The sequence below is a fragment of the Paenibacillus sp. J31TS4 genome, from assembly GCF_018403265.1.
Lineage (GTDB): Bacteria > Bacillota > Bacilli > Paenibacillales > NBRC-103111 > J31TS4.
This window is the reverse complement of sequence record NZ_BOSI01000003.1, coordinates 504,036-528,630: the sequence shown is the minus strand read 5'-3', so window position 1 is coordinate 528,630 and position 24,595 is coordinate 504,036. Positions and strand designations below refer to the sequence as shown.

The 24,595-nt window shown below is 59.6% G+C and carries 21 protein-coding genes, 1 tRNA gene and 1 other RNA gene; 21 read left to right on the top strand and 2 right to left on the bottom strand.

The features are described 5' to 3' along the window. Positions 1-156 precede the first annotated feature (156 nt). The 8 genes from KJS47_RS17265 (at position 157) to KJS47_RS17230 (ending at position 9,108) form a co-directional block, all read left to right on the top strand. Positions 157-1,908 (top strand): tetratricopeptide repeat protein, encoded by a 1,752-nt coding sequence (locus tag KJS47_RS17265; RefSeq protein ID WP_213526299.1) that lies wholly within the window; start codon positions 157-159, stop codon positions 1,906-1,908. Positions 1,909-1,935: 27 nt separating this feature from the next. After that, positions 1,936-2,889 (top strand): thioredoxin-disulfide reductase, encoded by a 954-nt coding sequence (trxB, locus tag KJS47_RS17260; RefSeq protein ID WP_213526298.1) that lies wholly within the window; start codon positions 1,936-1,938, stop codon positions 2,887-2,889. A gap of 146 nt (positions 2,890-3,035) precedes the next feature. Continuing rightward, positions 3,036-3,989 (top strand): ROK family glucokinase, encoded by a 954-nt coding sequence (locus KJS47_RS17255; protein ID WP_213526297.1) that lies wholly within the window; start codon positions 3,036-3,038, stop codon positions 3,987-3,989. 43 nt (positions 3,990-4,032) lie between these two features. Further along, entirely contained in the window at positions 4,033-4,920 is an 888-nt protein-coding gene (gene rapZ / locus KJS47_RS17250; protein ID WP_213526296.1) for an RNase adapter RapZ, read from the top strand. Then, the gene (locus tag KJS47_RS17245; protein ID WP_213526295.1) at positions 4,917-5,912 is read left to right on the top strand and encodes a gluconeogenesis factor YvcK family protein; all 996 of its coding nucleotides are present in this window, start codon (positions 4,917-4,919) and stop codon (positions 5,910-5,912) included. The genes rapZ and KJS47_RS17245 overlap by 4 nt, the downstream gene beginning before the upstream one ends. A 6-nt stretch (positions 5,913-5,918) precedes the next feature. Continuing rightward, positions 5,919-6,857, top strand: a complete 939-nt coding sequence (gene whiA / locus KJS47_RS17240) for a DNA-binding protein WhiA (RefSeq protein WP_213526294.1) — start codon at positions 5,919-5,921, stop codon at positions 6,855-6,857. Positions 6,858-6,959: 102 nt separating this feature from the next. Further along, positions 6,960-7,229 (top strand): HPr family phosphocarrier protein, encoded by a 270-nt coding sequence (locus KJS47_RS17235; protein WP_213526293.1) that lies wholly within the window; start codon positions 6,960-6,962, stop codon positions 7,227-7,229. Positions 7,230-7,350: 121 nt separating this feature from the next. Next, positions 7,351-9,108 (top strand): stalk domain-containing protein, encoded by a 1,758-nt coding sequence (locus KJS47_RS17230; RefSeq protein WP_213526292.1) that lies wholly within the window; start codon positions 7,351-7,353, stop codon positions 9,106-9,108. Between the two features lie 129 nt (positions 9,109-9,237). Here KJS47_RS17230 and clpP read toward each other — a convergent pair whose 3' ends face one another. Continuing rightward, positions 9,238-9,822 (bottom strand): ATP-dependent Clp endopeptidase proteolytic subunit ClpP, encoded by a 585-nt coding sequence (gene clpP / locus KJS47_RS17225; RefSeq protein WP_213526291.1) that lies wholly within the window; start codon positions 9,820-9,822, stop codon positions 9,238-9,240. A gap of 178 nt (positions 9,823-10,000) precedes the next feature. After that, positions 10,001-10,075, bottom strand: a tRNA-Arg gene (locus KJS47_RS17220). Positions 10,076-10,244: 169 nt separating this feature from the next. Between KJS47_RS17220 and KJS47_RS17215 the strand changes: the two genes are divergently transcribed. From KJS47_RS17215 to KJS47_RS17155, 13 genes are all read left to right on the top strand, one after another. Beyond that, positions 10,245-10,793, top strand: a complete 549-nt coding sequence (locus KJS47_RS17215) for a PCYCGC domain-containing protein (RefSeq protein ID WP_249716474.1) — start codon at positions 10,245-10,247, stop codon at positions 10,791-10,793. Positions 10,794-11,221: 428 nt separating this feature from the next. Then, positions 11,222-12,268 (top strand): sugar-binding transcriptional regulator, encoded by a 1,047-nt coding sequence (locus KJS47_RS17210; RefSeq protein ID WP_213526290.1) that lies wholly within the window; start codon positions 11,222-11,224, stop codon positions 12,266-12,268. Positions 12,269-12,389: 121 nt separating this feature from the next. Further along, on the top strand, positions 12,390-13,394 hold the full coding sequence (gene gap / locus KJS47_RS17205) for a type I glyceraldehyde-3-phosphate dehydrogenase (RefSeq protein ID WP_213526289.1): 1,005 nt from the start codon (positions 12,390-12,392) through the stop codon (positions 13,392-13,394). Positions 13,395-13,552: 158 nt separating this feature from the next. Next, positions 13,553-14,734, top strand: coding sequence for a phosphoglycerate kinase (locus KJS47_RS17200; protein WP_213526288.1), 1,182 nt, complete (start codon positions 13,553-13,555; stop codon positions 14,732-14,734). Positions 14,735-14,783: 49 nt separating this feature from the next. Next, complete coding sequence (gene tpiA, locus KJS47_RS17195; protein ID WP_213526287.1) at positions 14,784-15,536, top strand: triose-phosphate isomerase; 753 nt, start codon at positions 14,784-14,786, stop codon at positions 15,534-15,536. Between the two features lies 1 nt (position 15,537). Further along, positions 15,538-17,079, top strand: coding sequence for a 2,3-bisphosphoglycerate-independent phosphoglycerate mutase (gene gpmI / locus KJS47_RS17190; protein ID WP_213526286.1), 1,542 nt, complete (start codon positions 15,538-15,540; stop codon positions 17,077-17,079). Positions 17,080-17,390: 311 nt separating this feature from the next. Then, positions 17,391-18,683, top strand: a complete 1,293-nt coding sequence (gene eno / locus KJS47_RS17185; RefSeq protein ID WP_213526285.1) for a phosphopyruvate hydratase — start codon at positions 17,391-17,393, stop codon at positions 18,681-18,683. A gap of 79 nt (positions 18,684-18,762) precedes the next feature. Continuing rightward, entirely contained in the window at positions 18,763-19,488 is a 726-nt protein-coding gene (locus KJS47_RS17180) for a M50 family metallopeptidase (protein WP_213526284.1), read from the top strand. 272 nt (positions 19,489-19,760) lie between these two features. Then, positions 19,761-19,997 carry a preprotein translocase subunit SecG gene (gene secG / locus KJS47_RS17175; protein ID WP_213526283.1) on the top strand — a complete coding sequence of 79 codons (237 nt, stop codon included), beginning with the start codon at positions 19,761-19,763 and terminating at the stop codon, positions 19,995-19,997. Between the two features lie 157 nt (positions 19,998-20,154). Next, positions 20,155-22,887, top strand: coding sequence for a ribonuclease R (gene rnr, locus KJS47_RS17170; protein ID WP_213526282.1), 2,733 nt, complete (start codon positions 20,155-20,157; stop codon positions 22,885-22,887). Between the two features lie 78 nt (positions 22,888-22,965). Further along, on the top strand, positions 22,966-23,445 hold the full coding sequence (gene smpB, locus KJS47_RS17165) for an SsrA-binding protein SmpB (RefSeq protein ID WP_213526281.1): 480 nt from the start codon (positions 22,966-22,968) through the stop codon (positions 23,443-23,445). A gap of 187 nt (positions 23,446-23,632) precedes the next feature. Next, positions 23,633-23,997: a transfer-messenger RNA gene (gene ssrA / locus KJS47_RS17160) on the top strand. 135 nt (positions 23,998-24,132) lie between these two features. Next, positions 24,133-24,537, top strand: a complete 405-nt coding sequence (locus KJS47_RS17155; protein ID WP_213526280.1) for an HNH endonuclease — start codon at positions 24,133-24,135, stop codon at positions 24,535-24,537. Positions 24,538-24,595: the final 58 nt, after the last annotated feature.

The following is a 24,595-nucleotide window of genomic DNA, read 5'->3' as shown; positions in this document are numbered from 1 at the left end:
CAATACGGCATCGGCACAAGCAGACGACCGGCGGAAAAGAAAGCTATACTCAATAGGGGCGTAGGTATTTCGAAACGAACTATGCTATACTTTTGGGTGACGCTGGTACGCCGGTCGTCTACTTTGTTTTTTGCGAGCCGGAGGTGGCTTAAGACTATGGAAAAGAAAAAGCTTGTGGCAGAGCAAAAGAAGCAAAAAGTCATTTCGATCAAGATGGACGCCACATTCTTTTTCGAGAGAGCCGTCCGGTCCCTGGACCGCCTGCATTACGACAAAGCTCTCAAATACTTCCGCAAGGCTGTCGATTATGAGCCGGAGAACCCGGTGAATCATTGCAACCTGGCGGGCATCTTGTCCGAAATGGGCAATTACGGCGAATCCAACCGGATTCTGCAGCAGATTCTTGAACAGGTGGATCCGTCCATGACGGAATGCCACTTTTATATGGCGAACAACTACGCCAACATGGAGGACTTCGAGAACGCCGAGAATTCCATCGTTCAGTACTTAGAGAAGGATGCGAACGGTCAGTTCCTCGAGGAAGCCGAGGAGATGATCGAGCTGCTCAGCTACGAACTCGAGCGGCCGACCAAGCTGACGCAGATCAAAAGCAGGGAGAGCTTCTTCGAGCACGACAAGGCCCGCTCCCTGCTCGAGGAGGGGCGGTTCGGCGAAGCGGTCCGCGTGCTGAACCGGCTCATCAAGAAAGACCCCGAATTTCTGGCCGCCCGCAATAACCTGGCCTTGGCCTACTACTATATGGGCCAGTTCGAGAAGGCGATGGAGGCCGTGCTCGGCGTCCTCGAGATCGAGCCCGGCAACCTGCACGCCCAGTGCAACCTGGCGATCTTCCACCAGCACAACGAGGCGAAGGAGGAGCTCGCGCCGCTGCTGGACTTGCTCCGCAAGACAGTGCCGTTCCAGCAGGACCAGGTGTTCAAGCTGGCTACGACGATGGGTATTCTCGGCGAGCACGAGATTGCTTTCCGGCTATTCCGCCGGCTGGTGAAGAACGGAGACGCCGCCGAGGATCCCTGCCTCTATCACTACACTGCCGTCGCCGCGTACAACATCGGCCGGTGGACGGATGCCGCCAAGTATTGGCTGCAGGCGGAGAGGCTCGATCCAAAATCGGACATCCCCCGCTTCTACTTGAGCCAGCTCGGGGAGAAGCGCCAAGCGAACGAAGCGACTCCCGCAGCTTCTCTGAGCTATCACTATCATCTCCCCTTCGAGGAGCAGTTCCGGCTGCTGGCCCGTTCCAAGGAGGCGCTCCCGGATTCGATGAAGCGGGACCCGCTCGTGCGCTCCTCCTTCTTCTGGGCGCTGCGCAATGGCGACCGCGAGGCGAAGCTCCAGGTCATCCAGGCGTTCGGCATCCTCGCCGACGAGGAGGTCGAGGAGGCGCTCCGCGGCTTCCTGCTGGAGTCCGGGGAGGACGACTACCTGAAGAAGGTGGCGCTCTTCGCTCTCCGCTCGATGGGCGTGTCCGAGCCGCTGCCGATCATGCTGCAGGGGCGCCGGACGATGGCGCCGTCAACCCCGGTTTCCGACGACCTGCCGGTCTGGGAGGACCGGTGGCAGCGGGTACTCGAGCTGACGCTGCAGCACATGCAGAAGCGCTATGACATGGTGCAGCAATATGATATGGAAACCCTTTGGGTGGAATACTTATCCCGTGTCTACCCGTCCGCTCCCGCGATTCATAAGGCGGAGGGCTGGGCGGCCGCTCTCGAATACTTGACGGCCAAGATGCACAGACGTACCGTCACCTACGAAGAGGTGGCGGCCCGCTACGGCGTATCGCCTGCAACCGCCCGCAAGCAGGCCAAGGCGATCGACGAGGCGTGCGGCCTCAAGCAGAAGATGGACGCGATTTTTCCAACCTATTCGCGATATATGAAGTAGAGACCATTCCCAGGAGGTAGATGAAGCATGTACAAAACGATTGTTATCGGTACGGGTCCTGCCGGGCTGACCGCCGCGATTTATTTGGCGCGCGCCAATCTGAGCCCCCTCGTGATCGAAGGTCCTGAGCCGGGAGGCCAGCTGACCACGACGACCGAGGTGGAGAACTTCCCTGGCTTTCCGCAGGGCATCATGGGTCCCGAGCTGATGGACAACATGCGCAAGCAGGCCGAGCGGTTCGGCGCCGAGTTCAAGACCGGCTGGGTGAACGACATCGACCTGAGCAAGCGTCCGTTCAAGATGACCGTGGAAGGCATCGGCGAGCTGGAAGCCGAAACTGTCATCATCTCCACCGGTGCCTCCGCCAAGCTGCTCGGCATCGACAACGAGAAGGAAAACATCGGCCGCGGCGTGAGCACCTGTGCGACCTGTGACGGCTTCTTCTTCCGCAATAAAAAGATCGTCGTGGTAGGCGGCGGAGACTCCGCGATGGAGGAAGCGAACTTCCTGACCCGCTTCGCCACGGACGTCAATCTCGTTCACCGTCGCGACGAGCTGCGCGCTTCGAAGATCATGCAGGATCGCGCACGCGGCAACGAGAAGATCAGCTGGAGCCTGAACCGGACGCCGCTCGGCGTCGAAGCGGGAGAGCGCGGCGTGACCGGCCTGCGTGTGAAGAATAACGCGACCGGACAGGAAGAAGTTCTCGAAACCGACGGCATCTTCATCGCGATCGGCCACACGCCGAACACCGGCTTCCTGAAAGGCCAGATCGACACGGATGAGCACGGCTACATCAAGGTGAAGCCGGACAGCTCCGAAACCAACATTCCCGGCGTCTTCGCCTGCGGCGACGTCATGGACAGCAAATACCGGCAGGCCATCACGGCGGCCGGCAGCGGCTGTAAAGCGGCGCTGGATTGTGAGAAGTTCCTCGAAGGCCAGATGGTTCACGACTGGAGCCAGACACTGGGCGAATAACCGCTCTCACGATGGGGCCTTGTTCCAACGGACAAGGCCCTTTTGTTTGGCGCCATATGGGGGACGCCTCCGTCCTTGACCGTCTCGGGGGGTTCGCTTATAGTGAAACAAAAGCAGTCAATACATCGTATAGAGGTGACAATGGGATGTCGGGAAACCTATATGTTGGCGTAGACTTGGGCGGCACCACGATCAAGGCAGGCCTGTGCGACGAAACTGGTAAGCTGCTGCATACGTACGAAGGGCAAACGGGAAGCGGGCGCGGCGTGGATGCCATCCTGCAGAACATAGCGGCCTATGTCCGTACGCTGGTTGCCGAGTCTTCCTATTCAATGGACCAGGTAGTAGGAATAGGAGCCGGACTTCCCGGGTTTCTCGACCTGGAGAACGGGATCGTCAAGTTCTCGCCGAATGTCCCGTTCCGCAATACGCCGATCAAGCAGTACCTCGAACAGGAGCTGCAAAAGCCGGTGGTCATTAACAACGACGCGAATGTCGCAGCACTTGGCGAAGCCTGGGGCGGCGCTGGCGCCGGTATTCCGAATGCAGTCTGCTATACGCTCGGAACCGGAGTCGGCGGCGGCATTATTATAGAAGGTAGATTATACTCGGGCTTCAGCGGCATGGCCGGCGAGCTCGGCCATATGGCGCTGGTGCCCGATCTTGAAGCGATCCAGTGCGGCTGCGGGCAGATGGGCTGTCTCGAGACCGTCTCTTCGGCGACCGGCATCGTACGGATGGCGAACGACGCGGTCTATCGGGGAGACAAGACCAGCCTGCAGCTGCTGGACAATTTGACGGCCAAGGACGTCTTCGACGCGGCGAGGGCCGGTGACGAGGTCGCGCTGCGCATTGTCAACCGCGCCGCTTATTACCTCGGCAAGTCGATGACGATGCTCGCCACCATCATCAACCCGCAGCGGTTCATCATTGGCGGCGGCGTGTCCAAGGCCGGAGAGGTGCTGTTCCGGCCGATCCGCGAATATTTCTACGAGCATACGGCCGCTGCGGCAAGAGAGGACGTGGACATCATCCCGGCCCAGCTGGGTAACGACGCGGGCGTCATCGGCGCGGCGGGGCTCGTGCTTCATATGCAATAGGCAAGCGACGGTTCGGGAGAGCCGGGGATGGAGGGGAAACACCGTGGAAGAAACCAAAGCATTAGCGAAGCTGGTGATCATCACCGGCATGTCGGGAGCGGGCAAGACGATTGCCGTGCAGAGCCTGGAGGATCTCGGCTTTTTCTGTGTCGATAACCTGCCGCCGGTTCTGATTCCCAAATTCGCCGAGCTGATCGATCAGTCGAACGGCAAAATCGGCAAGGTGGCGCTGGTGATCGACCTGAGGGGACGGGAGTTTTTCACCGCGCTCTCCGAGTCGCTCCGGTATATGAAGGAGAACTATACCGTCTCGTATGAGATTCTGTTCCTCGAGGCGACTGATTCGGTGCTGGTCCAGCGCTACAAGGAAAGCCGCAGGCGGCATCCGCTGGCCAAGGACGGCTCTCCGCTGAGCGGCATCCAGCAGGAGCGAATCTTGCTGGAGGAACTCAAAGGGGCCGCCACGCAGGTGATCGACACCGGCAGCCTGAAGCCGGCGCAGCTGAAGGAGCGGATTATCGCCGCTTTCAGCAACCAGGACACCGACAAGCTGGCGGTGAACGTCATCTCCTTCGGGTTCAAGTACGGCGTGCCGATCGACGCGGATCTTATCTTCGACGTGCGGTTTCTGCCGAATCCCCATTACGTGGAAGAGCTGCGCCCGCAGACTGGGCAGGACCCGCGCGTCTATGATTATGTCATGAAATGGGGCGAGACGCAGCAGTTCCTCGAGAAGCTGCTCGACATGCTGCAGTTCCTGCTCCCGAATTATAAAAAAGAAGGCAAGAGCCAAGTCGTGATCGGCATCGGGTGCACGGGCGGCAAGCACCGGTCGGTTGCTATAGCGGAATATTTGGGCAAGATGCTCGGAGCCGGCGAAACCGAAGTCGTGCGCGTGTCGCACCGGGACGCCGAGCGGGATCGCCGATGACTCCGGCACCGGAGCTGATCCGCGACCCGCAGCTGCCCAAGATCGTCGTCATCGGAGGCGGCACCGGACTATCGGTCATGCTGCGCGGCTTGAAGGAGAAGCCGCTCGACATAACCGCGATCGTCACTGTAGCCGACGACGGGGGCAGCTCCGGCATTCTGCGCGACGAGATGCAGATTCCCCCGCCCGGGGATATCCGCAACGTGCTGATCGCGCTGGCCGACGTGGAGCCGATGCTGTCGCAGATGCTGCAGCACCGGTTTGCGGGCGGCAGCGTACTGGCCGGCCACAGCTTGGGGAATCTTATTCTTGCCGCGATGAAAGAGATCACGGGGGACTTCGTCTCTGGTGTCAAGGAGCTGAGCAGAGTGCTAGCCGTGCGGGGGCGGGTACTGCCGGCCGCCGACCATTCCATCGTCCTCAAGGCGGAGATGGAGGACGGTTCTATCGTCGAGGGGGAATCCAAGATCCCGAAGGCGGGGCTCAAGATCAAGCGGGTCTTCATCGAGCCGGCCGACGTGCAGCCTCTCCCCGAGGCGCTCGAGGCGGTCGAGGAGGCCGACGCCATCCTGATCGGCCCCGGCAGCCTGTACACGAGCATCATGCCGAACCTGCTCGTCCCGAATCTCGCCGAGAAGATCATCGCTTCCAAGGCGCTCAAGCTGTTCGTCTGTAACGTAATGACCCAGCCCGGAGAGACGGACGATTATACGGTCGGCGACCATCTGCGCGCCGTCTCCGATCATATCGGCCAGGATATCTTTGACTATGTTATTGTAAACAACGGCAACATTCCGCCGCAGGTTCAGCTTAAGTATGCTGAAGAGGGAGCACGTCCGGTCGGCCTCGACCTTGAGGAGGTCACGGAGCGGGGCTGCCGGGTCATCGCCGACCGGCTGGTGATGTTCCGCACTTACCTGCGGCATGACGCCGAGAAGCTGAGCGACCATATCTATGACCTGGTCAACCGGCGGATGACCGAGAAAGGATGAACCGACATGTCGTTCGCAGCCGAAACCAAAAAAGAATTAACTCTCATCGAGAGCGACCGCTGCTGCGAAACGGCAGAGCTGGCCGCGCTAATCCGGATGAACGGGGCCGTTCAGCTGACGAACCAGCGGGTCGTCCTCGACGTTTCAACGGAGAACGCGGCCATTGCCCGTCGAATCTATTCCCTCATCAAGAGGACGTTCGGTCTGCACACCGAGCTGCTCGTCCGCAAGAAGATGAGGCTGAAGAAGAACAACGTCTACATCGTACGTGTCCCGAATCGGGTGCAGGAGCTGCTCGCCGACCTCAAGATCGTGTCGGAGGGCTTCCAGTTCACCCCGGGCATCGACAAGACGATCATTCGCAAGGATTGCTGCCGCCGCGCCTACCTGCGCGGGGCGTTCCTGGCCGGAGGATCGGTCAACAGCCCCGAAGGCGTCTCCTACCATTTGGAGATCGCCTCGATGTACGAGGAGCACTGCCATGCGCTCGTCGATCTGGCCAACGCGTTCGATCTTAATGCGAGATGCATCGAACGCAAGAAAGGCTTCGTGTTTTATATGAAGGAAGGCGAGAAGATCACTGAATTTCTCAGCCTGATCGGTGCTCACCAAGCGCTGCTCAAATTCGAGAATGTCCGCATCATGAAGGACATGCGCAATTCCGTCAACCGGATCGTCAACTGCGAGACTGCGAATCTGAACAAAACGATTGGGGCGGCCTTCCGCCAGATCGAGAATATAAAGCTGCTGCAGAAGGAGGTCGGGCTTGAGAACCTGCCGGAGAAGCTCCGGGAGGTCGCCGAGATCCGTCTGCGTTACCCCGATATCAACCTCAAGGAGGTCGGGGATCTGCTGAGCGGCAGCGTCAGCAAATCGGGCGTCAATCACCGGCTGCGCAAGATTGACGAGCTGGCCGAAAAAATTCGGGCCGGGAAAATGATTTGATGACTTTTGATGTAGTGTACTTTTGGGAACAATGATATAATATTTCATACATGATTGCGCTGGATACGGAGTGCTATCAAGTTTTTAGGGGGTATAAGGTTCATGACAAAGCGACCTGTTGTCGTTAAACTTAAAACTGGCCTTCATGCTAGGCCCGCCGCTTTGTTCGTGCAGGAAGCGAACAAATTCTCCTCCGAGATCTTCGTGGAGAAAGAAGAGAAGCGCGTCAACGCAAAGAGCATCATGGGCATTATGAGCCTGGCCATCAGTTCGGGGACGGAAGTAACCATTAGTGCGGAAGGTGCGGACGCGGAACAGGCTGTAACCGCTTTAACTTCTCTCGTCAGCAAGGAAGAGCTGGAGAATCAGTAAGAACGGCGTAAGTTTTTACATACATTGAAACCTTTTCCACCCAGCTACGTCTAATAGTTGGGTGCGGGAGGGTTTTTTTGTGCTGCCCGCGTATTTGTCGGAGAAGGAGTAGAGAGAAACCATGAGAAGGATAGGAAGACGTCTGCTGGCGGCGGCGCTCGGATGCAGCCTGCTGTTCGCCGGAATGCCGGCAGTGGGGGCGGTATCGACCTCGACCTCGCATCTCGTCCTGACGTTGGATGAGACCGAGGCGCTGCTCGATGAGCAGCCGGTCGCGCTGGATAGCGCGGGAGCTACATATGTAGGAGGGCGCATGATGGTGCCGCTCAAGTTCGTGGGCGACACACTCGGCGTCCCGGTCAAATGGAATGCGAAGACCGGCAATGTCGAGATGGCGGTGCCGAAGGCCAAGCTGCAGTTCGATCTGGCGAACCAGAAGGTCAGCATCAACGGCGTGACTGTGCCGTTCGAGAACGTGGCTGCGCTGGTGGGAGAGAAGCTGATGGTACGGCTGTCCTGGCTGGCCGATTATGCCGGTTTCGATTATACGTACGATGATCAAAACAAGCGGGTGAACATCGTCTTCGTGCCGATTCCCGCGGATCTGATCAACGACGAGACGAACAACTCGCAGCCGGTGGCGAAGTTTACCTTTGGCAAGGCGGTTTACCGCCCGGGCGAGACGATCAAATACGTCGACCTGAGCTACGACCCGGACGCCGAAGGACTCGCCAAGTACGAGTGGACGGGACGGCAGGACGTCTACTTCAAGCCCGGCTCGTACCCGATCTCGCTGAAGGTAACGGACGCGAGCGGCAATGTGAGCAAGACCTATACGCGGACGCTGGTGGTAGCCGGCACGCCGCTCCTCGACGAGATGAGCTACAAGCTGCACAACCAGCCGGTCGGCACTGCGATCGACACCGACTGGACGGCGCTGTACGCGTATTTCCTTAACCGGCCGGATGTGCCCAAGAAGGTGACCGAGGACACGTCCCGGAAGCTGATCCTGAGCGACAGCCCGGAGAATATCAAGGAGAAGGGCATTTTATACCGGGATTCCGTGAACGGCAAAGCCCGGCTGTATGCCGACCACATCAACGCCACTGAGGACATTCTCCGGTTTGCAATCGTCGCTCGCAACAAGAGTGATAAGCCGGTAACCGTTCGGACGACGAACAAGGGAGAAGTCTACCCGTCCATCTACGCCCATCTCATCGGCCACGAAGCGTCGGTGGACTTCATGCTGCGCGATCCGATCGACACCAAGCTCGTCGTCCCGGCCGGCCAATCGTACGTCTACGTCCAGCTGCCGGACTTCTATCCGGGCCAGGGCGTCAACTTGTTCTACGACGTCGAGACGGACGGCGAGGTCGAATTCGCGTTCGTGGCGATGAACAACCGCGACACGGTCGCCTCGATTGCGGGCTACAAGGACCTGCCGTTCGCAGGCAACGTGCGCGGTACCTTCCCGGTGTCCGACGTCACCTGGTCCGTCGATTTGTCCGCTGCCGGCCTGAGCGGCCCGTCCGTGCTGACGATCGGAGACGGCAAGATCGATCCGTTCCTGCCCGGCTATGACCGCGAGCGGCAGCAAGAGGTGCGCAACGAAGGCAACTACGGGGTGATGTACCATATCCATTCCGAGAAGCCGCGCAAGATGGTTGTGCTCATGCTGGCGCGGGGCGGGGCCTTCAAAGGGCCGTTCAAGATCAACGGCGATTTCGTCATGGCGCCTTGGTCCGGCGTGCTCCCCGCCTTCACGAAGGTGCAGGTGCTGGGTCGGACCACCGGCGAGGAGGCGACCTTCGATCTGGAGTTCACGCCGCCGGCCGGCTCGGCCTTCCCGATCGACCTCATCTTTTATCCGCTGGATTAAGCGTAACAGCAAAAACAGCACCCGCCGTATAGGGGGTGCTGTTTTTTGTGCTGTCTATGGAGAGAGTAGAACGGAGCTAGTCCTCCGCCAATCCCTGATAAGCGTGATGCCGACCCGCTTGGGAAGAGGTTAGTCCAGCTTCTGGATGACCTCGTCGATCAAGCCGTATTCCTTGGCTTGCTCGGCCCACATGAAGTAATCGCGATCGGTGTCCTTCTCGATCCGCTCCAGCGGCTGGCCGGTCCGATCGGCCAGAATCTGATTCAGCTTCTCACGCATCTTGATGATGCGGCGGGCGCGAATCTCGATATCGCTCGCTTGGCCTTCCGCTCCGCCGAGCGGCTGGTGGATCATGATCTCGCTGTTCGGCAGCGCGAACCGCTTGCCCTTCTCGCCGGCAGCGAGGAGGAAGGCGCCCATCGAAGCGGCCATGCCTACGCAGATCGTCGAAACCGCCGGCTTGATGAACTGCATCGTGTCGAAGATGGCCATGCCGGCCGTAATCGAGCCGCCGGGGCTGTTGATGTACAGGCTGATGTCCTTATCGGAATCCTGGGCCGCCAGGAACAACAGCTGGGCGATGATGGCGTTGGCGACCTGGTCGTTCACCGGGGTGCCGAGAAAAATAATCCGGTCCTTCAGAAGCCGGGAGTAAATGTCATAAGCGCGCTCTCCGCGGGCATCGGGCTCTACTACCATAGGAATGAAGCTCATTCGTATTCTCCTCCTTATTAAGCGTACGGGGAAAGCTCTAGTCTTCCAGTGTACGCCAATTGTTTACCCTAAATACATGATAGCGAATAAATGGTCAAAGGTCAAGAAAGGTCAAACAGGAGAAAAAGAAAAATCAGTTCCGATGAACTGATCCGTTATTGTCGTTATAAAAACAAGATGGCGCGCCCGCGAGGAATCGAACCTCGATCTCAGGCTCCGGAGGCCTACGTCATATCCGTTGGACCACGGGCGCATAGTTCGCAATCGCTGCCGGCAGAAGGTTGTTCTGCGGAGCAAGCAAGAATTATTATATGACAGACCTCTTCAAAATGCAAGTGCCTAAATGAAGAAATAGAAATCCATGTTAAGGAAAGGTATAATGAGAGGCGACCTAAGACCAATACGCGCTAATGGAGGAACCGATGAAGCATTTCACCTATAAAAGATGGACCGCCCTTTCCGCTCTCTTGCTCGCGCTCGCGATGCTGACCGCCGCCTGCGGAGGCAAGCAGGCGGATAAGGAGGCGCACGCCGGGCACGAGCATGCCGCCGCGGCCTCCCAGACGCTCAAAGCGGGCCAGACCCGGCTGCCGAACGGGGACCTGCAGGAGACGACCGACTCGCTTAAGACGCTGCCGTCGTTCCTGAACGGCCAGCAGGCGGAGATTACGGCCGCCTACCGGGTTGCCGCCGCGACCGCGGACTTGCTGGATTATATTCCTTGCTATTGCGGCTGCGGCCAAAGCGCCGGCCACAAGAGCAACAAAAACTGCTTTATCAGCGAAGTGAAATCGGACGGCACGGTCGTCTGGGACGACCATGGAACCCGCTGCGACGTCTGCATCAACATCGCGGTGATGTCGGCCAAGATGAAGGAAGCCGGCAAGACGTACATGGAGATCCGGACAGAGATCGACAAGGCGTTCGGCAAAGGCTACGCAGCGCCGACCAAGACGCCGCTGCCGATGTAAGCCGCAAGAGGGAGAAGAACGAAAGGGAAGCCGGAGAGAAAGAGACGCGGGTGCGTCCTTTCCCCGGCTTTGTCGTTCTGCTTCCTCTTCAAGGCCGCCTTGCCGTTCTGCTTCCTCTTATATGGTAGTCTTGTCCGCTGATCCGCTCTGATGCCCCATTGCCGCCTCCTTTCTCACACCTTTGCCCCGGCAGTTATGTTACAGGAGCCGTTCCCTCGCCGGGACCAGGCCCGACAACTGAACCTGTCGAACGGTGGAGGAAACGAGCCATTCGTCAGTTGCAATTCCCTGTCAACTCCAGTACAATAATGGAAGAGGCGAATTCGCTTATTTTTTTTCACCGACCGGGACTTAAAATGTTTAACCGGGACATTTTCGGTCCATACTACCGGTTGAGAAGGAAAAGCCGTACCGCAGGAGTGATGGCTTTGCAAGCATTATTGGAAATTCAGAAGCAGCTGCTCCCTGACATGATCGACGTGCTGAAGAAGCGCTATACCATTCTTCACCACATTCAGGTGACCGGAATCGTAGGCCGCCGGACGCTCGCGTCCTCTCTGGATATGACCGAGCGGGTGCTGCGCAGCGAAGTGGACTTCCTTAAGGCCCAGGGACTGCTGGAAGTCGAGAGCTTCGGGATGCGGGTGAGCGAGGCGGGCAGCCGGCTGTTGGCCGAGCTTGAGCCGATGATCAAGGAACTGTTCGGGCTCTCCGATCTCGAGAAGACGATTCTCGAGACGTTCAAGCTCCAGCAGGTCATTGTCGTCCCAGGAGACTCCGACTCGTCGCCCTACACGAAGAAGGAGCTCGGCCGGGCAGGAGCAACGGCACTGCGGCGTATGGCCCAGGAGGCCGGCGTCATCGCAGTGACGGGCGGGTCGACGATGGCCGAGACTGCCTCGCATCTCGCACCGACCGGGCCGCTCAAGGCGAGCCTGTTCGTGCCCGCCCGCGGAGGGCTCGGCGAGAGCGTCGAAATGCAGGCCAACACGATCGCCTCGACGATGGCCAAGAAGACGGGAGGCCAATATCGGCTGCTCCACGTCCCGGACCATCTCGCCGAGGAAGCGTACCAGTCGCTTATCCAGGATCCGAACATCAAGGAGATTCTGGCGGTGGTGCGGGAAGCTCGTATCATCGTCCACGGCATCGGAGAGGCGATCGTCATGGCGAAGCGGCGCAAACTCGACGCGGAGACGACCCGCCAGCTGCAGGCCGACGGGGCGCTGGCCGAGGCGTTCGGCTACTACTTTGACCGCGAGGGGCGGGTCGTGCACAAGATGCCGACCGTCGGCCTCCGGCTCGAGGACATCCTCGGGACGAGGACGCTCGCCGTAGCGGGCGGCCGGAGCAAGGGCGAGAGCATCGCCGCGGTGCTCCGGTTCGGCCACCAGCACGTCCTGGTGACCGATGAAGCGGCGGCGGTGGAAATGCTGAAGCATGCCGGCCGCCGCGAGGACGGAATGTCCGGTTAGTCTTGGGCAAAACGTCCGATTTTGGGTAAGAATAGATTTGGGGTTTCATGCACCACTCGTGATCTTGATGTCCTCTATAGGACGTCTTGAGATATAAAGCGAAATATGGGAGGAATCATCAATGGTAAAAGTAGGTATCAACGGTTTTGGACGTATCGGTCGTAACGTATTCCGTGCAGCGTACAACAACCCGGAAATCGAAATCGTCGCCATCAACGACCTGACCGACGTGAAGACACTGGCGCACCTGCTCAAATATGACACGACGCACGGCAAGTTCCAAGGCGAAGTGAAAGCCGGCGAAGGTGCCCTGATCGTAGACGGCAAGCATGTAAAAGTATTCGCGGAGCGCGATCCTGGCAACCTGCCTTGGAGCGAAGTGGGCGCTGAGATCGTAGTCGAGTCCACTGGTATCTTCACCGCGAAGGAGAAGGCAGAAGCTCACCTGAAGGGCGGCGCGAAGAAGGTAATCATCTCCGCACCGGCTACCAACGAAGACATCACCATCGTTATGGGCGTCAACGAAGACAAGTACGATCCGGCTAACCATACGATCATCTCCAACGCTTCCTGTACGACGAACTGCCTGGCTCCGTTCGCCAAAGTACTGAACGACAAGTTCGGCATCGTGAAGGGCATGATGACGACCGTTCACTCCTACACGAACGACCAGAACGTACTCGACCTTCCGCACAAAGACCTGCGCCGTGCCCGCGCTGCCGCAGAGAACATCATTCCTTCGACTACCGGCGCAGCCAAAGCGGTATCGCTCGTTCTGCCGGAGCTCAAAGGCAAGCTGAACGGCATGGCCTTCCGCGTACCGACTCCGAACGTATCGGTAACCGACCTCGTGGTCGAGCTGAGCAAGGGCGTTACGGTTGACGAGATCAACAGCGCGCTGAAGGATGCAGCCGAAGGTCCGCTGAAGGGCATCATGAACTACTCCGAAGAGCCGGGCGTTTCGTCCGACTACAACGGCGATCCGGCTTCCTCGACGATCGACGCTCTGTCCACTATGGTCGTGGGCGACAACATGGTGAAGGTCGTTTCCTGGTACGACAACGAGTGGGGCTATTCCAACCGTGTCGTTGACCTGGCGATCTACGTCGCTGGCAAAGGCCTGTAAGACCTGCATCCATAGGGGAGAAGTGAGTGCTGCTTCTCCTCTTTTCAGTTTGCGGAGGCTGTGCGCCGCCGCAGGACAACCGCGCTGCCGGTAGAAAGCGGGAGCGGCGCCCGAGGCGCCGGCCTGACCGGCACGACGAACCAGAAGGAGGAGCTTGCATGAACAAGAAAAGCATTCGCGACGTCGAGGTCGCCGGCAAGAAAGTATTCGTCCGCGTCGACTTCAACGTGCCGCTCGAGAACGGAGCCATCAGCGACGACACGCGGATCCGCGAGACGCTGCCGACGATACGCTATTTGGTGGACAACGGAGCCAAGGTCATCCTCGCAAGCCATCTCGGCCGTCCGAAAGGACAAGTGGTCGAGGAGCTTCGCCTGACGCCAGCAGCGGAGCGTCTGTCCGAGCTGCTCGGCAAGCCGATCGCCAAGGCAGACGAGGCGACAGGCGACGCCGTCAAGGAGCAGATCGCCAAGATGAACGACGGAGACGTGCTTCTGCTCGAGAACGTTCGCTTTTATGCGGGCGAAGAGAAGAACGATCCGGAGCTGGCCAAGGCGTTCGCCGAGCTGGCGGATCTCTACGTGAACGACGCATTCGGAGCCGCTCACCGCGCACACGCCTCGACGGAGGGCATCGCCCACTATCTGCCTGCCGTGTCCGGCCTCCTGATGGAGAAGGAGCTCGACGTGCTCGGCCGTGCGCTCTCGAACCCGGAGCGCCCCTTCACCGCCATCATCGGCGGCGCGAAGGTCAAGGACAAGATCGACGTCATCGACAACCTGTTGAATCTGGCCGACAACATTATCATCGGCGGCGGGCTGTCCTATACGTTCCTCAAGGCACAGGGCTACGAGATCGGCAAATCGCTGGTGGACAACGAGAAGCTTGACCTGGCGAACGGCTTCCTGAAGAAGGCCGAGGAGAAGGGCGTCAACTTCCTGCTGCCGGTCGACGTCGTCGTCGCCGACGACTTCAGCGACAAAGCGAATACCCGCATCGTCGGCATTGACAGCATCCCGGCCGATTGGGAAGGCATCGACATCGGGCCGAAGACCCGCGAAAAGTATGCAGACGTCATCAAGAACTCCAAGCTCGTCGTCTGGAACGGACCGATGGGCGTATTCGAGATCGAGCCGTTCTCCCATGGCACCCGTGCGGTGGGCGAAGCATGCGCCGAGACGGCCGGCTATACGATCATCGGCGGCGGGGATTCCGCAGCGGCAGCCGAGAAGTTCGGTCTGGCGGACAAGATGGACCATATCTCCACCGGCGGCGGCGCGTCCCTGGAATTCATGGAAGGCAAGGCACTCCCGGGCGTCGTGGCGCTGAACGACAAGTAAACCGCCGTACGGAAACCGGAAACGAGAACGGAAGGAAGGGATGGCTCGCATGAGAAAGCCAATTATCGCAGGCAACTGGAAAATGTTCAAAACGGTGGAAGAGGCGAAGGCATTCGCGCAGGAGGTTAGAGGCAAGGCGGAGGTAGCGGGCGTGGATACCGTTATCTGCGCTCCGTTCACCCAGCTCGCTTCCCTAGTGGACGCTCTCAAGGGCTCTTCCATCGGCGTAGGCGCGCAGAACATGCACTGGGCCGAGAACGGCGCCTATACCGGGGAAATCAGCGGCACCATGCTGCAGGAGACCGGCGTGAAGTACGTGATCATCGGCCACTCCGAGCGCCGCGCGTATTTTGCAGAGACGGACGAGACGGTGAACAAAAAAGTGCTCGCCGCCTTCCAATACAATCTGACGCCGATCGTCTGCGTAGGGGAGAATCTGGAGGAGCGCGAGGGCGGACAGACCAAGGACGTCTGCAAGACGCAGACCGAAGCGGCACTTCAGGGGTTGAGCGCGGCGCAAGCGGCGCAGGTCGTTATCGCCTACGAGCCGATCTGGGCGATCGGGACGGGCAAATCGTCGACCGCCGAGGACGCGAACGACGTCATTGCGTACATCCGCGAGCTGGTCAAAGGCCAATTCGGCGAAGAAACGGCAGCGGCCGTGCGCATTCAGTACGGCGGCAGCGTCAAGCCCGGCAACATCCGCGAATACATGCAGATGAGCGACATCGATGGGGCGCTGGTCGGCGGAGCGAGCCTGGAGCCGGCTTCCTTCATTGAGCTGGTCGAGGGGGCGCGTTAAGATGGCTAGACCGAAACCGCTGGCGCTTATTATTCTGGACGGGTTCGGCCTTCGGGGCGATGTTCAGGGCAACGCGGTCGCTCAGGCGAACAAGCCGAACTTCGACAAGTACTGGGCGGAATATCCGCACACGACCTTGACTGCTTGCGGGGAGGCCGTCGGTTTGCCGGAAGGGCAAATGGGCAACTCCGAGGTCGGCCATCTGAACATCGGCTCCGGCCGGATCGTCTACCAGGATCTGACGAGAATCTCCAAGTCGATCCGGGAGGGCGAGTTCTTCGAGAACAATACGCTGAAGGAAGCCATGCTCCACGCGAAGAACAACGGCAAGAAGCTGCACCTGTACGGTCTCTTGTCCGATGGAGGCGTACACGCGCACATCGCGCACTTGTTCGCACTGCTGGAGCTGGCCAAGAAGGAAGGGCTGGACCAAGTGTATATCCACGCGTTCCTCGACGGACGCGACGTGGCGCCGGACAGCGCCAAGGATTACATGGCCCAGCTGCTCAACAAGATCGAGGAAATCGGCATCGGAAAAGTGTCCACCGTACAGGGACGCTACTACGCGATGGACCGTGACAAGCGGTGGGACCGCGTAGAGAAGTCGTATCGGTCGATGGCGTACGGCGAGGGACCGGCCTACACCGATCCGCTCAAGGCGATCGTCGACTCTTACGAGCACTCGGTCTATGACGAATTCGTCCTTCCGACCGTCATCGTGGATGAGGACGGCAAGCCGAACGGCCTCGTGGAATCGGGCGACTCGGTCATCTTCTTCAACTTCCGCCCTGACCGTGCCATTCAGCTGTCCCAGGTGTTCACGAACGAAGACTTCCGCGGCTTCGACCGTGGCGAGAACTTCCCGCGCGACATTCACTTCGTCTGCATGACTCTGTTCAGCGAAACGGTGGGCGGGTACGTCGCGTATAAGCCGAAGAATCTCGACAACACGCTCGGCGAAGTGCTGGCGCAGAACAACCTGACCCAGCTGCGGACGGCGGAGACGGAGAAGTATCCGCACGTGACGTTCTTCTTCAGCGGCGGCCGCGAAGCCGAGCTGCCGGGAGAAACCCGCGTGCTGATCAACTCGCCGAAGGTCGCCACCTACGACCTGAAGCCGGAAATGAGCGCATTCGAGCTCGCCGAGTCGACGGTGAAGGAGATCGAATCCGGCAAGCACGACGTCATCATCATAAACTTCGCCAACCCGGACATGGTCGGCCACTCGGGCCTGCTCGAGCCGACGATCCGCGCCGTGGAAGCGACGGATATCTGTCTCGGCCGCGTCGTGGATGCCGTACTGGCTCAGGGCGGCTGTGCACTCGTCACCGCCGACCACGGCAACGCCGATATCGTGCGCGACGAGCAGGACCGTCCGATGACGGCCCACACGACGCAGCCGGTGCCGTTCATCGTGCTGGACAAATCCGTATCGCTGCTCGAGGGAGGCATTCTCGCCGATATCGCGCCGACGATGCTGGACCTGCTCGGCGTGGGGCAGCCGAAGGAAATGACCGGACACAGTCTGATCGAACGCAAGTAAAGGCTGGTGCGGGGCTTGCCCCACAGCGGGAGAGTGACGTTCGGCGTCGCCTTAAGCGCGAACGGGGAGATTTTGGCCGCGTGAGGCAGGAGTTTGGGCCGGTGAAGGGGAAGTAAGATGGCAGGGCAATTCCTTCGCCGTCCGTCCCGTGACGGATCGGCCGACTCTCGACTGAGCCGGACTCCCCGGATCGAATGGGGGCCGATGCCGGCTGCGCCGCATACATGCGAGAACCGAACGATTGCGCAACAACCGAACGACTGTGCAAGATCTTAAGACAATCGAATAGAATAGAAGGAGAGCTGACTGCTATGACTATTATTGCTGACGTATACGCACGCGAAGTCCTCGACTCCCGCGGCAACCCGACCGTAGAAGTGGAAGTAACGCTTGAATCCGGCAACAAGGGGCGCGCAATCGTGCCGTCCGGTGCCTCGACCGGCGCTTATGAGGCGGTAGAGCTTCGCGACGGCGACAAGGACCGCTACCTCGGCAAGGGCGTACTGAAAGCCGTCCAGAACGTGAACGAAATCATCGCTCCCGAGATCATCGGCCTCGACGCCATCGAGCAAGTGGCGATCGACCACAAAATGATCGAGATCGACGGCACACCGAACAAAGGCAAGCTGGGCGCGAACGCGATCCTGGCGGTCTCGATGGCAGTTGCCCGCGCGGCAGCGGAAGCGCTGGACGTGCCGCTCTATACTTATCTCGGCGGATTCAACGCCAAGACGCTGCCGGTTCCGATGATGAACATCGTCAATGGCGGCGCCCATGCCGACAACAACGTCGACGTGCAGGAGTTCATGGTGCTGCCGGTAGGCGCTCCGACCTTCAAGGAAGCGCTCCGCATCGGCGCCGAGATCTTCCATAACCTGAAGTCCGTCCTGAAGGAAAAAGGACTGAACACCGCAGTAGGCGACGAGGGCGGCTTCGCACCGAACCTGAGCTCCAACGAAGAAGCGATCACGACGATCATCGCCGCGATCGAGCGTGCCGGCTACAAGCCGGGCGTCGATGTCTTCCTGGGCATGGACGTGGCATCCACCGAATTCTTCAAGGACGGCAAGTACCACCTCGAAGGCGAAGGCAAATCGTTCACCTCGGCGGAATTCGTGGACCTGCTCGCTTCGTGGGTCGACAAGTACCCGATCATCACCGTCGAAGACGGCTGCGCCGAGGACGACTGGGATGGCTGGAAGCTCCTCACCGACAAGCTGGGCGGCAAGGTTCAGCTCGTAGGCGACGACCTGTTCGTTACCAACACCGAGCGTCTGTCGCAGGGCATCGAGAAGGGCATCGGCAACTCGATCCTCGTTAAAGTGAACCAGATCGGTTCCCTGACCGAGACGTTCGACGCCATCGAAATGGCGAAGCGCGCCGGCTACACCGCCGTCATCTCGCACCGCTCCGGCGAAAGCGAAGACAGCACCATCGCCGACATCGCCGTTGCGACCAACGCCGGCCAGATCAAGACCGGCGCACCGTCCCGTACGGACCGCGTAGCGAAGTACAACCAGCTGCTCCGCATCGAGGACCAGCTCGGCGCCCGTGCAATCTATGCCGGCAAGAGCGCCTTCTACAACCTCAAAAACTTCAAATAAACCTTCAAAAGAAGCAGAGCCTCGGGACGGGCGGCGGCAGGCCGTCCGTCCTTGGGCCGCTTAAAAGGGGAGAGCCTTTATGGGAAAATGGATGATGACGATTCTGTTTCTGATCGTGTCTGCATTTTTGACGAGGGTTCTCCCTTTTTCCGATTATTTTCGGAACGTCGACACGATGATACACGAGTTCGGGCATGCGGTCGTGACGCTGCTTTTGTCCGGCAAGGTGTACTCGATCTCCCTGTTCTCGGACCACAGCGGCGTGACGCAGTCGGCGATCACGCGGGGGTGGGCGCTGATTCCCGTCGGGCTGGCCGGCTATATGACGGCTTCGCTCACCGCTTGGCTGCTGTTCCGCCTCGACGCCAAGGGACGTGAGGGCATGGGCATGAAGGCCGTGCTTCTCGTCGCCATCGTCTCGCTCCTCCTCTTCGTGCGCAACCAGTTCGGCGTGCTGTGGCTGCTTGGCTTTATCGTGCTGACGGCTCTCATCCTGCTGTTCGCCGGCCGGACAGTGGGCCGGATCTATTATCTGATCGTCGCCTTCCTGACGCTGGAGGAATCGGTGATGGGCCCATTCTCGCTCGTTCTGTACGCGCTGGAGAATCCGGCGCAGGCGGGAGACGCGACGCTGCTCGCGATCCACTCGCCGCTGCCTGCGGTCGTCTGGGCCTTGCTGCTCACTCTGTTCGCGCTCTGGTGCGCGACCAAGGCGCTGGCGGCGTTCCTCGCCAGCAGCAAGAGCCGGCCGGGACGCGGCGCCGGGCAGTCCAGCGGCATGCGGCTGCGGGGCGAGCGGTTCTAGTTCCGCTCGAAGTTTCCGGCGCTTGGTACTCGGTGTCATACGACGGAGGTCAACCAATTGCGGGGGCGCCGGAAGGTGTGAGCGGGCAGGGGGCCTCGGCCGCCCAACGCCGCGCGGGACCTGGGAAGATTGCCGGTTGGCAATTGTCGGATGAAGGCGTTTGTGATACAATGTTCATGCTGTGCCTGTACGGAACCTGGTATCCGTCTATCTATTAGACGACATGCCCCATCGAATGGGTGCTGCCTACCACAATGTAGGAGGTGGAGAGAATGGAAATCGCTTTGAAAATTCTGCTCGTGATTGTATCGTTAGGCCTGATTGCCGCCGTGCTGCTTCAGAAGGGCAAGAGCGCCGGCCTGTCGGGTGCCATCTCCGGTGGAGCGGAGCATCTGTTCGGCAAGCAAAAGGCCCGCGGCATGGACCTGTTCCTGGCCCGGATGACCATGGTGCTGGCCGCTTTATTCATTATTCTTGCACTCTTGATCGGCTTCTTCGTGAAGGGGTAAGCCACTCGGACGTCCATGCATACGAACCGGCAGCAGGAAGCGAATTTCCTGCTGTTTTTTTATGCCGGTGGGATTAGTCCCCGTTCTTTGGGTAAATACTTTCAAAAAAGAGTCCCCGCATGCATCAAGGGGAACTGCGGACAGAGAGGGGATGCCGATGGTAACCGCACAGCAGCTGCTGGACTTATTCGCGGGACCGGATTACCGGCCGATGACCTACCAGGAGATCGAACGTTATTTTGAAATAGACAATGCAGATGACTTCAAGGCGCTGCTCAAGCTCCTCAACGACATGGAGGAGAACGCCTCCATCTACCGGACCCGGAGCGGCCGCTACTCACTGCCGGACCGCCTCAACCTGATCCGGGGACGGCTGCAGGCCCATGCCAAAGGGTTCGGTTTCCTGCTGCCTGAGGATAAGGAGCTTCCCGACGTCTACATTAATGCCAATGATATGAACGGCGCGATGAACGGGGATACCGTGCTCGTGCGTATTACCGTGCGCGGCCCGGCGGGCGGCAAGCTCGAGGGCGAGGTCGCCAAGATCGTCGAGCGGGGGACGAGTCAGGTCGTGGGTTACTTCCAGGACAACGGCAGCTACGCATTCATTATTCCGGACGACAAGCGGCTGGCGCGGGATATTTTTGTGCCCAAGGAATCGTTCCACGGTGCGGTGGACGGCCAAAAGGTCGTCGCCAAGATCGTCAGCTATCCAGAAGGGCGCTCGGCGGCGGAGGGCGAGATCATTGAGATTCTCGGCCACAAGAACGATCCGGGCGTGGACATCTTGTCCATCATCCGCAAGTTCCAGCTGCCTGAGCAGTTCAGTGAGGAAGTAATGGCGGAAGCAGAAAAAGTGCCGGACGAGATTCATCCGGACGAGCTCAAGGGGCGCCGCGACCTGCGCGGCAAGCGGATCGTCACGATTGACGGCGAGGACGCCAAGGACCTCGACGACGCCGTCCAGGTGGAGCGGCTCGAGAACGGCAACTACCTGCTCGGCGTCCATATCGCCGATGTCAGCTATTATGTGCGGGAGAATTCGGCGCTCGACCGGGAGGCGTACAACCGGGGCTGCAGCGTCTACCTCGTGGACCGCGTCATTCCGATGCTGCCCCACAGGCTCTCCAACGGCATCTGCAGCCTCAATCCACAGGTGGACCGGCTCACTATGTCCTGCGAGATGGAGATTGATCCTAAGGGCCATGTCGTGCGCCACGACGTATTCACGAGCGTCATTAAGACGGCGGAGCGGATGACCTATTCGAACGTGCGCAAAATTCTTCAGGAGCCGGACGAGCATCCGGATCTGCTAGAGCGCTATGCGCCGCTTGTTGACGACTTCCGGCTCATGGAGGAGCTTGCCATGATCCTCCGCAGGCGGCGGATGGAGCGCGGCGCGATCGACTTCGACTTCCAGGAGTCGAAGATTCTCGTGGATGAGAACGGCAAGCCGACCGACATCGTCAAGCGAGAGCGCTCGATCGCCGAGATGATCATCGAGGAGTTCATGCTGAAGGCGAACGAGACGGTGGCGGAGCATTTCTACTTCCTGAAGATTCCGTTCCTGTACCGGATTCACGAGGACCCGGATGCGGAGAAGCTGCTGAACTTCGTCGGCTTCGTGGCGAACTTCGGCTATACGGTGCGCGGCAAAGGGAACCGGGTGCATCCGAAGGCGCTGCAGTCGCTCCTTGAGGAGATTAAAGGCGCGAAAGAGGAGACCGTCATCAGCACGGTGCTGCTCCGCTCCATGAAGCAGGCGCGCTACGACGCGGAGAGCACGGGCCACTTCGGGCTTGCGGCCGAATACTATTCGCACTTCACGTCGCCGATCCGGCGCTATCCCGACCTCATCATCCACCGGATGATCCGCGAGGTGCTGGAGAAGGGGACGCTGTCCGAGCAGCGGATCGAGCATCTGAAGGAGCGGATGCAGGACATCGCCCGGCAGTCGTCCGAGCGCGAGCGGGTAGCGGTCGACGCCGAGCGGGAGACCGACGCGCTGAAGAAAGCCGAATTCATGCTGGACAAGGTCGGCGAGGAATTCGAGGGGATCATCAGCAGCGTCACGAGCTTCGGCATGTTCATCGAGCTGCCGAATACGGTCGAGGGCCTCATCCGGCTGAGCGATCTGACGGACGATTATTACCACTACAACGACCAGCAGCATCTACTGCTCGGCGAGCGAACGTCCAAGATCTACCGGATCGGCGACGAGGTCAAGGTGCGCGTCACGCGCGTCAACCTGGACGAGCATACGATCGACTTCGAGCTCGTCGATATGAAGCCGCGCCGTGCCGGAGAGGGCGGCTTCGGCCGCGGCCGGAATGGCGGCCGCGGAGGTGACCGCCGCGAGGCCGCCGGAGGACGCGGGCGCAAGGGCGCCGCAGCGGCGGAAGGCGGCGGACGCGGCAAGGGCCGCAGCGCTGGCGCCAAGCGCGGCCGGGGCGCCGCAGCGGGCGCAGGCGGTGCGCAGCCGGCCGAGGGCGCAGCCGCGGCGGCGGCCCAGCCGGCCGTAGGCGCAGGCGGCGGCAAGCGCCGGAGCGGGCGCAAAGGCGCCGGAGCGCCGGAGGGCGCAGCGCAGGCGGCCCCGGCGGCCGGCGAGCGCGGCGCGGACGCTGCAGGCGCAGGCGCAGCCGGAGGCGGCGCGAAGCGCGGCAAGCGCGGGCGCGGAGGCGCGAGCGTGGACGCCGGGCGCGGCCCGGTCGGCTCCGCCGACGAGGCGCCGGCCGTGATCTGGCCGGATCGGCCAGGCACGTCCCGGCGGCGCCCGGGCGGCGGCGAAGGCGTCGAGGTCGGCGACTTCACCGTGCGCCCGGCCGGCAAGCCCCGCGGCAAGCGGCCGTTCTACGCCGGCGCGCCCAAGGGTGGCAAGCGGAAAAAATAGCTATAGCCAGGTACTCGCCTTGATTTCCGCTAGGGGAGTTGATACAATTCTCCTAGCGGAATGAAGGAGTGAGTCGTCATGGGCAAGAAAAGCGAGAACAAGGTGCTCGCCCAGAACAAGAAGGCTTCCCATGATTATTTTATAGAAGAGACGTATGAGTGCGGGCTGGTACTGACCGGGACGGAGATCAAGTCGATCCGTAACGGCAAGGCCAACCTGAACGACAGCTTCGCGACGATCCGGAACGGGGAAGCATTCATTCACAACATGCACATCAGCCCGTTCGAGCAGGGCAACCGGAACAATCCGTCGGACCCGACACGGGCCCGCAAGCTGCTGCTCAAGAAACCGGAGATTCACAAGCTGCTCGGCACGACCAAGCAGGAAGGCTACACGCTTGTTCCGCTCAAAATATACGTCCGCAATGGGTATGCCAAGCTGCTCATCGGCCTCGGCCGAGGCAAGAAGCAGTACGACAAGCGGGACACCGCCGCCAAGCGGGATGCACAGCGCGACATTCAGCGTGCGCTCAAGGAAAAGCAGAAGGTCGCCCGTTAAAGGCTCCTGGCGAGCTTCCGGCTTTCCAGTAGAACGAAGTGCAATTTTCTACACGATGTGATATACTAATGATGTAGCTGGTGGGCTGCGTGATTAGTTTGATCTTTAGTGGCTCATGACCGATCCGGTCCTCCCTGGACATACGGATCCCGGACATTGACCGCACTGATCCATACATCCCTATCTAGGGGGCGTTTATGGATTCGACGGGAATAGTTCGAGCATGGGTTGCGGGTAGTGGGGCTGCGTCCGCTTCATCAACGCGAAAGCCAATTAAATGGCAAACAACAACAAACCTACGCTTTCGCAGCTTAATAACCTGTGAGCGTGCTTCTACCCTCCATCGCCCATGTGGCGGGATAGGGGCTCAACTTTAGTGGGATACGCTGTCTAGTCTCCGCCTGGGGCTAGCTGAAGAAGACAATCAGGCTGACCTGTGAGATAGCCGGTTACGGGGCGCTCTTGCAGGTGACATCAAAACCGTGACTACACCCGTAGATGCCTGTGTGGCGTTATTTTCGGACAGGGGTTCAAATCCCCTCGCCTCCACCATGTAAATCCACAACCGCGTGAGGTTGTGGATTTTGCTTTTCTTGGATGTCTCGTCCCCGACATACATAACCACGAATTTCATATGCTTGTTGATTGTGGTTATTAAATAACGTAAACCTTGGGAGGCGATGGACGATGATCAACGTACTCAATGTGGATGGCCAAAAACTTTCCCCATGTCTCCTTCACCGGGCTTGGAGAGAAGTTAACCGAGCGCGTGCCGTATGGATTGACGAGCAGACCATCCAATTACTATACAATCCATTTCTATTTCGTGACTATCGAAAAGCCGCATTAAAACGGGATCATTACACATGTTTGTGGTGTGGACGTCCCGGAACGACGGTCGATCATATTATCCCCGCAAGTAAAGGAGGCTCGGATCTTCCCCCAAACTTACTTGCTGCTTGCATGGAGTGTAACACGAAGCGGGGAAGCCGTTCAGCGTTCTCTTATTTTAGAGAAAAAATAGGTTCCGCGCCGAATAGAATCAAGTTAATTTATCGTATCCTGCAAGCTAACTATCACCATTGCGAATAATTAACGTTTATTTCAAAATCATGGAGATTGGGAGTCTTTCCTGATCTCCTTTTTTGTA

Excerpts from the sequence above, each read along its gene's own strand:
- KJS47_RS17265 (WP_213526299.1), top strand. The coding sequence starts at position 157 with ATGGAAAAGAAAAAGCTTGTGGCAGAGCAAAAGAAGCAAAAAGTCATT.
- trxB (WP_213526298.1), top strand. The coding sequence starts at position 1,936 with ATGTACAAAACGATTGTTATCGGTACGGGTCCTGCCGGGCTGACCGCC.
- KJS47_RS17255 (WP_213526297.1), top strand. The coding sequence starts at position 3,036 with ATGTCGGGAAACCTATATGTTGGCGTAGACTTGGGCGGCACCACGATC.
- KJS47_RS17245 (WP_213526295.1), top strand. The coding sequence starts at position 4,917 with ATGACTCCGGCACCGGAGCTGATCCGCGACCCGCAGCTGCCCAAGATC.
- whiA (WP_213526294.1), top strand. The coding sequence starts at position 5,919 with ATGTCGTTCGCAGCCGAAACCAAAAAAGAATTAACTCTCATCGAGAGC.
- KJS47_RS17235 (WP_213526293.1), top strand. The coding sequence starts at position 6,960 with ATGACAAAGCGACCTGTTGTCGTTAAACTTAAAACTGGCCTTCATGCT.
- KJS47_RS17230 (WP_213526292.1), top strand. The coding sequence starts at position 7,351 with ATGAGAAGGATAGGAAGACGTCTGCTGGCGGCGGCGCTCGGATGCAGC.
- clpP (WP_213526291.1), bottom strand. The coding sequence starts at position 9,822 with ATGAGCTTCATTCCTATGGTAGTAGAGCCCGATGCCCGCGGAGAGCGC.
- KJS47_RS17215 (WP_249716474.1), top strand. The coding sequence starts at position 10,245 with ATGAAGCATTTCACCTATAAAAGATGGACCGCCCTTTCCGCTCTCTTG.
- gap (WP_213526289.1), top strand. The coding sequence starts at position 12,390 with ATGGTAAAAGTAGGTATCAACGGTTTTGGACGTATCGGTCGTAACGTA.
- KJS47_RS17200 (WP_213526288.1), top strand. The coding sequence starts at position 13,553 with ATGAACAAGAAAAGCATTCGCGACGTCGAGGTCGCCGGCAAGAAAGTA.
- tpiA (WP_213526287.1), top strand. The coding sequence starts at position 14,784 with ATGAGAAAGCCAATTATCGCAGGCAACTGGAAAATGTTCAAAACGGTG.
- gpmI (WP_213526286.1), top strand. The coding sequence starts at position 15,538 with ATGGCTAGACCGAAACCGCTGGCGCTTATTATTCTGGACGGGTTCGGC.
- eno (WP_213526285.1), top strand. The coding sequence starts at position 17,391 with ATGACTATTATTGCTGACGTATACGCACGCGAAGTCCTCGACTCCCGC.
- KJS47_RS17180 (WP_213526284.1), top strand. The coding sequence starts at position 18,763 with ATGGGAAAATGGATGATGACGATTCTGTTTCTGATCGTGTCTGCATTT.
- secG (WP_213526283.1), top strand. The coding sequence starts at position 19,761 with ATGGAAATCGCTTTGAAAATTCTGCTCGTGATTGTATCGTTAGGCCTG.
- rnr (WP_213526282.1), top strand. The coding sequence starts at position 20,155 with ATGGTAACCGCACAGCAGCTGCTGGACTTATTCGCGGGACCGGATTAC.
- smpB (WP_213526281.1), top strand. The coding sequence starts at position 22,966 with ATGGGCAAGAAAAGCGAGAACAAGGTGCTCGCCCAGAACAAGAAGGCT.
- KJS47_RS17155 (WP_213526280.1), top strand. The coding sequence starts at position 24,133 with ATGATCAACGTACTCAATGTGGATGGCCAAAAACTTTCCCCATGTCTC.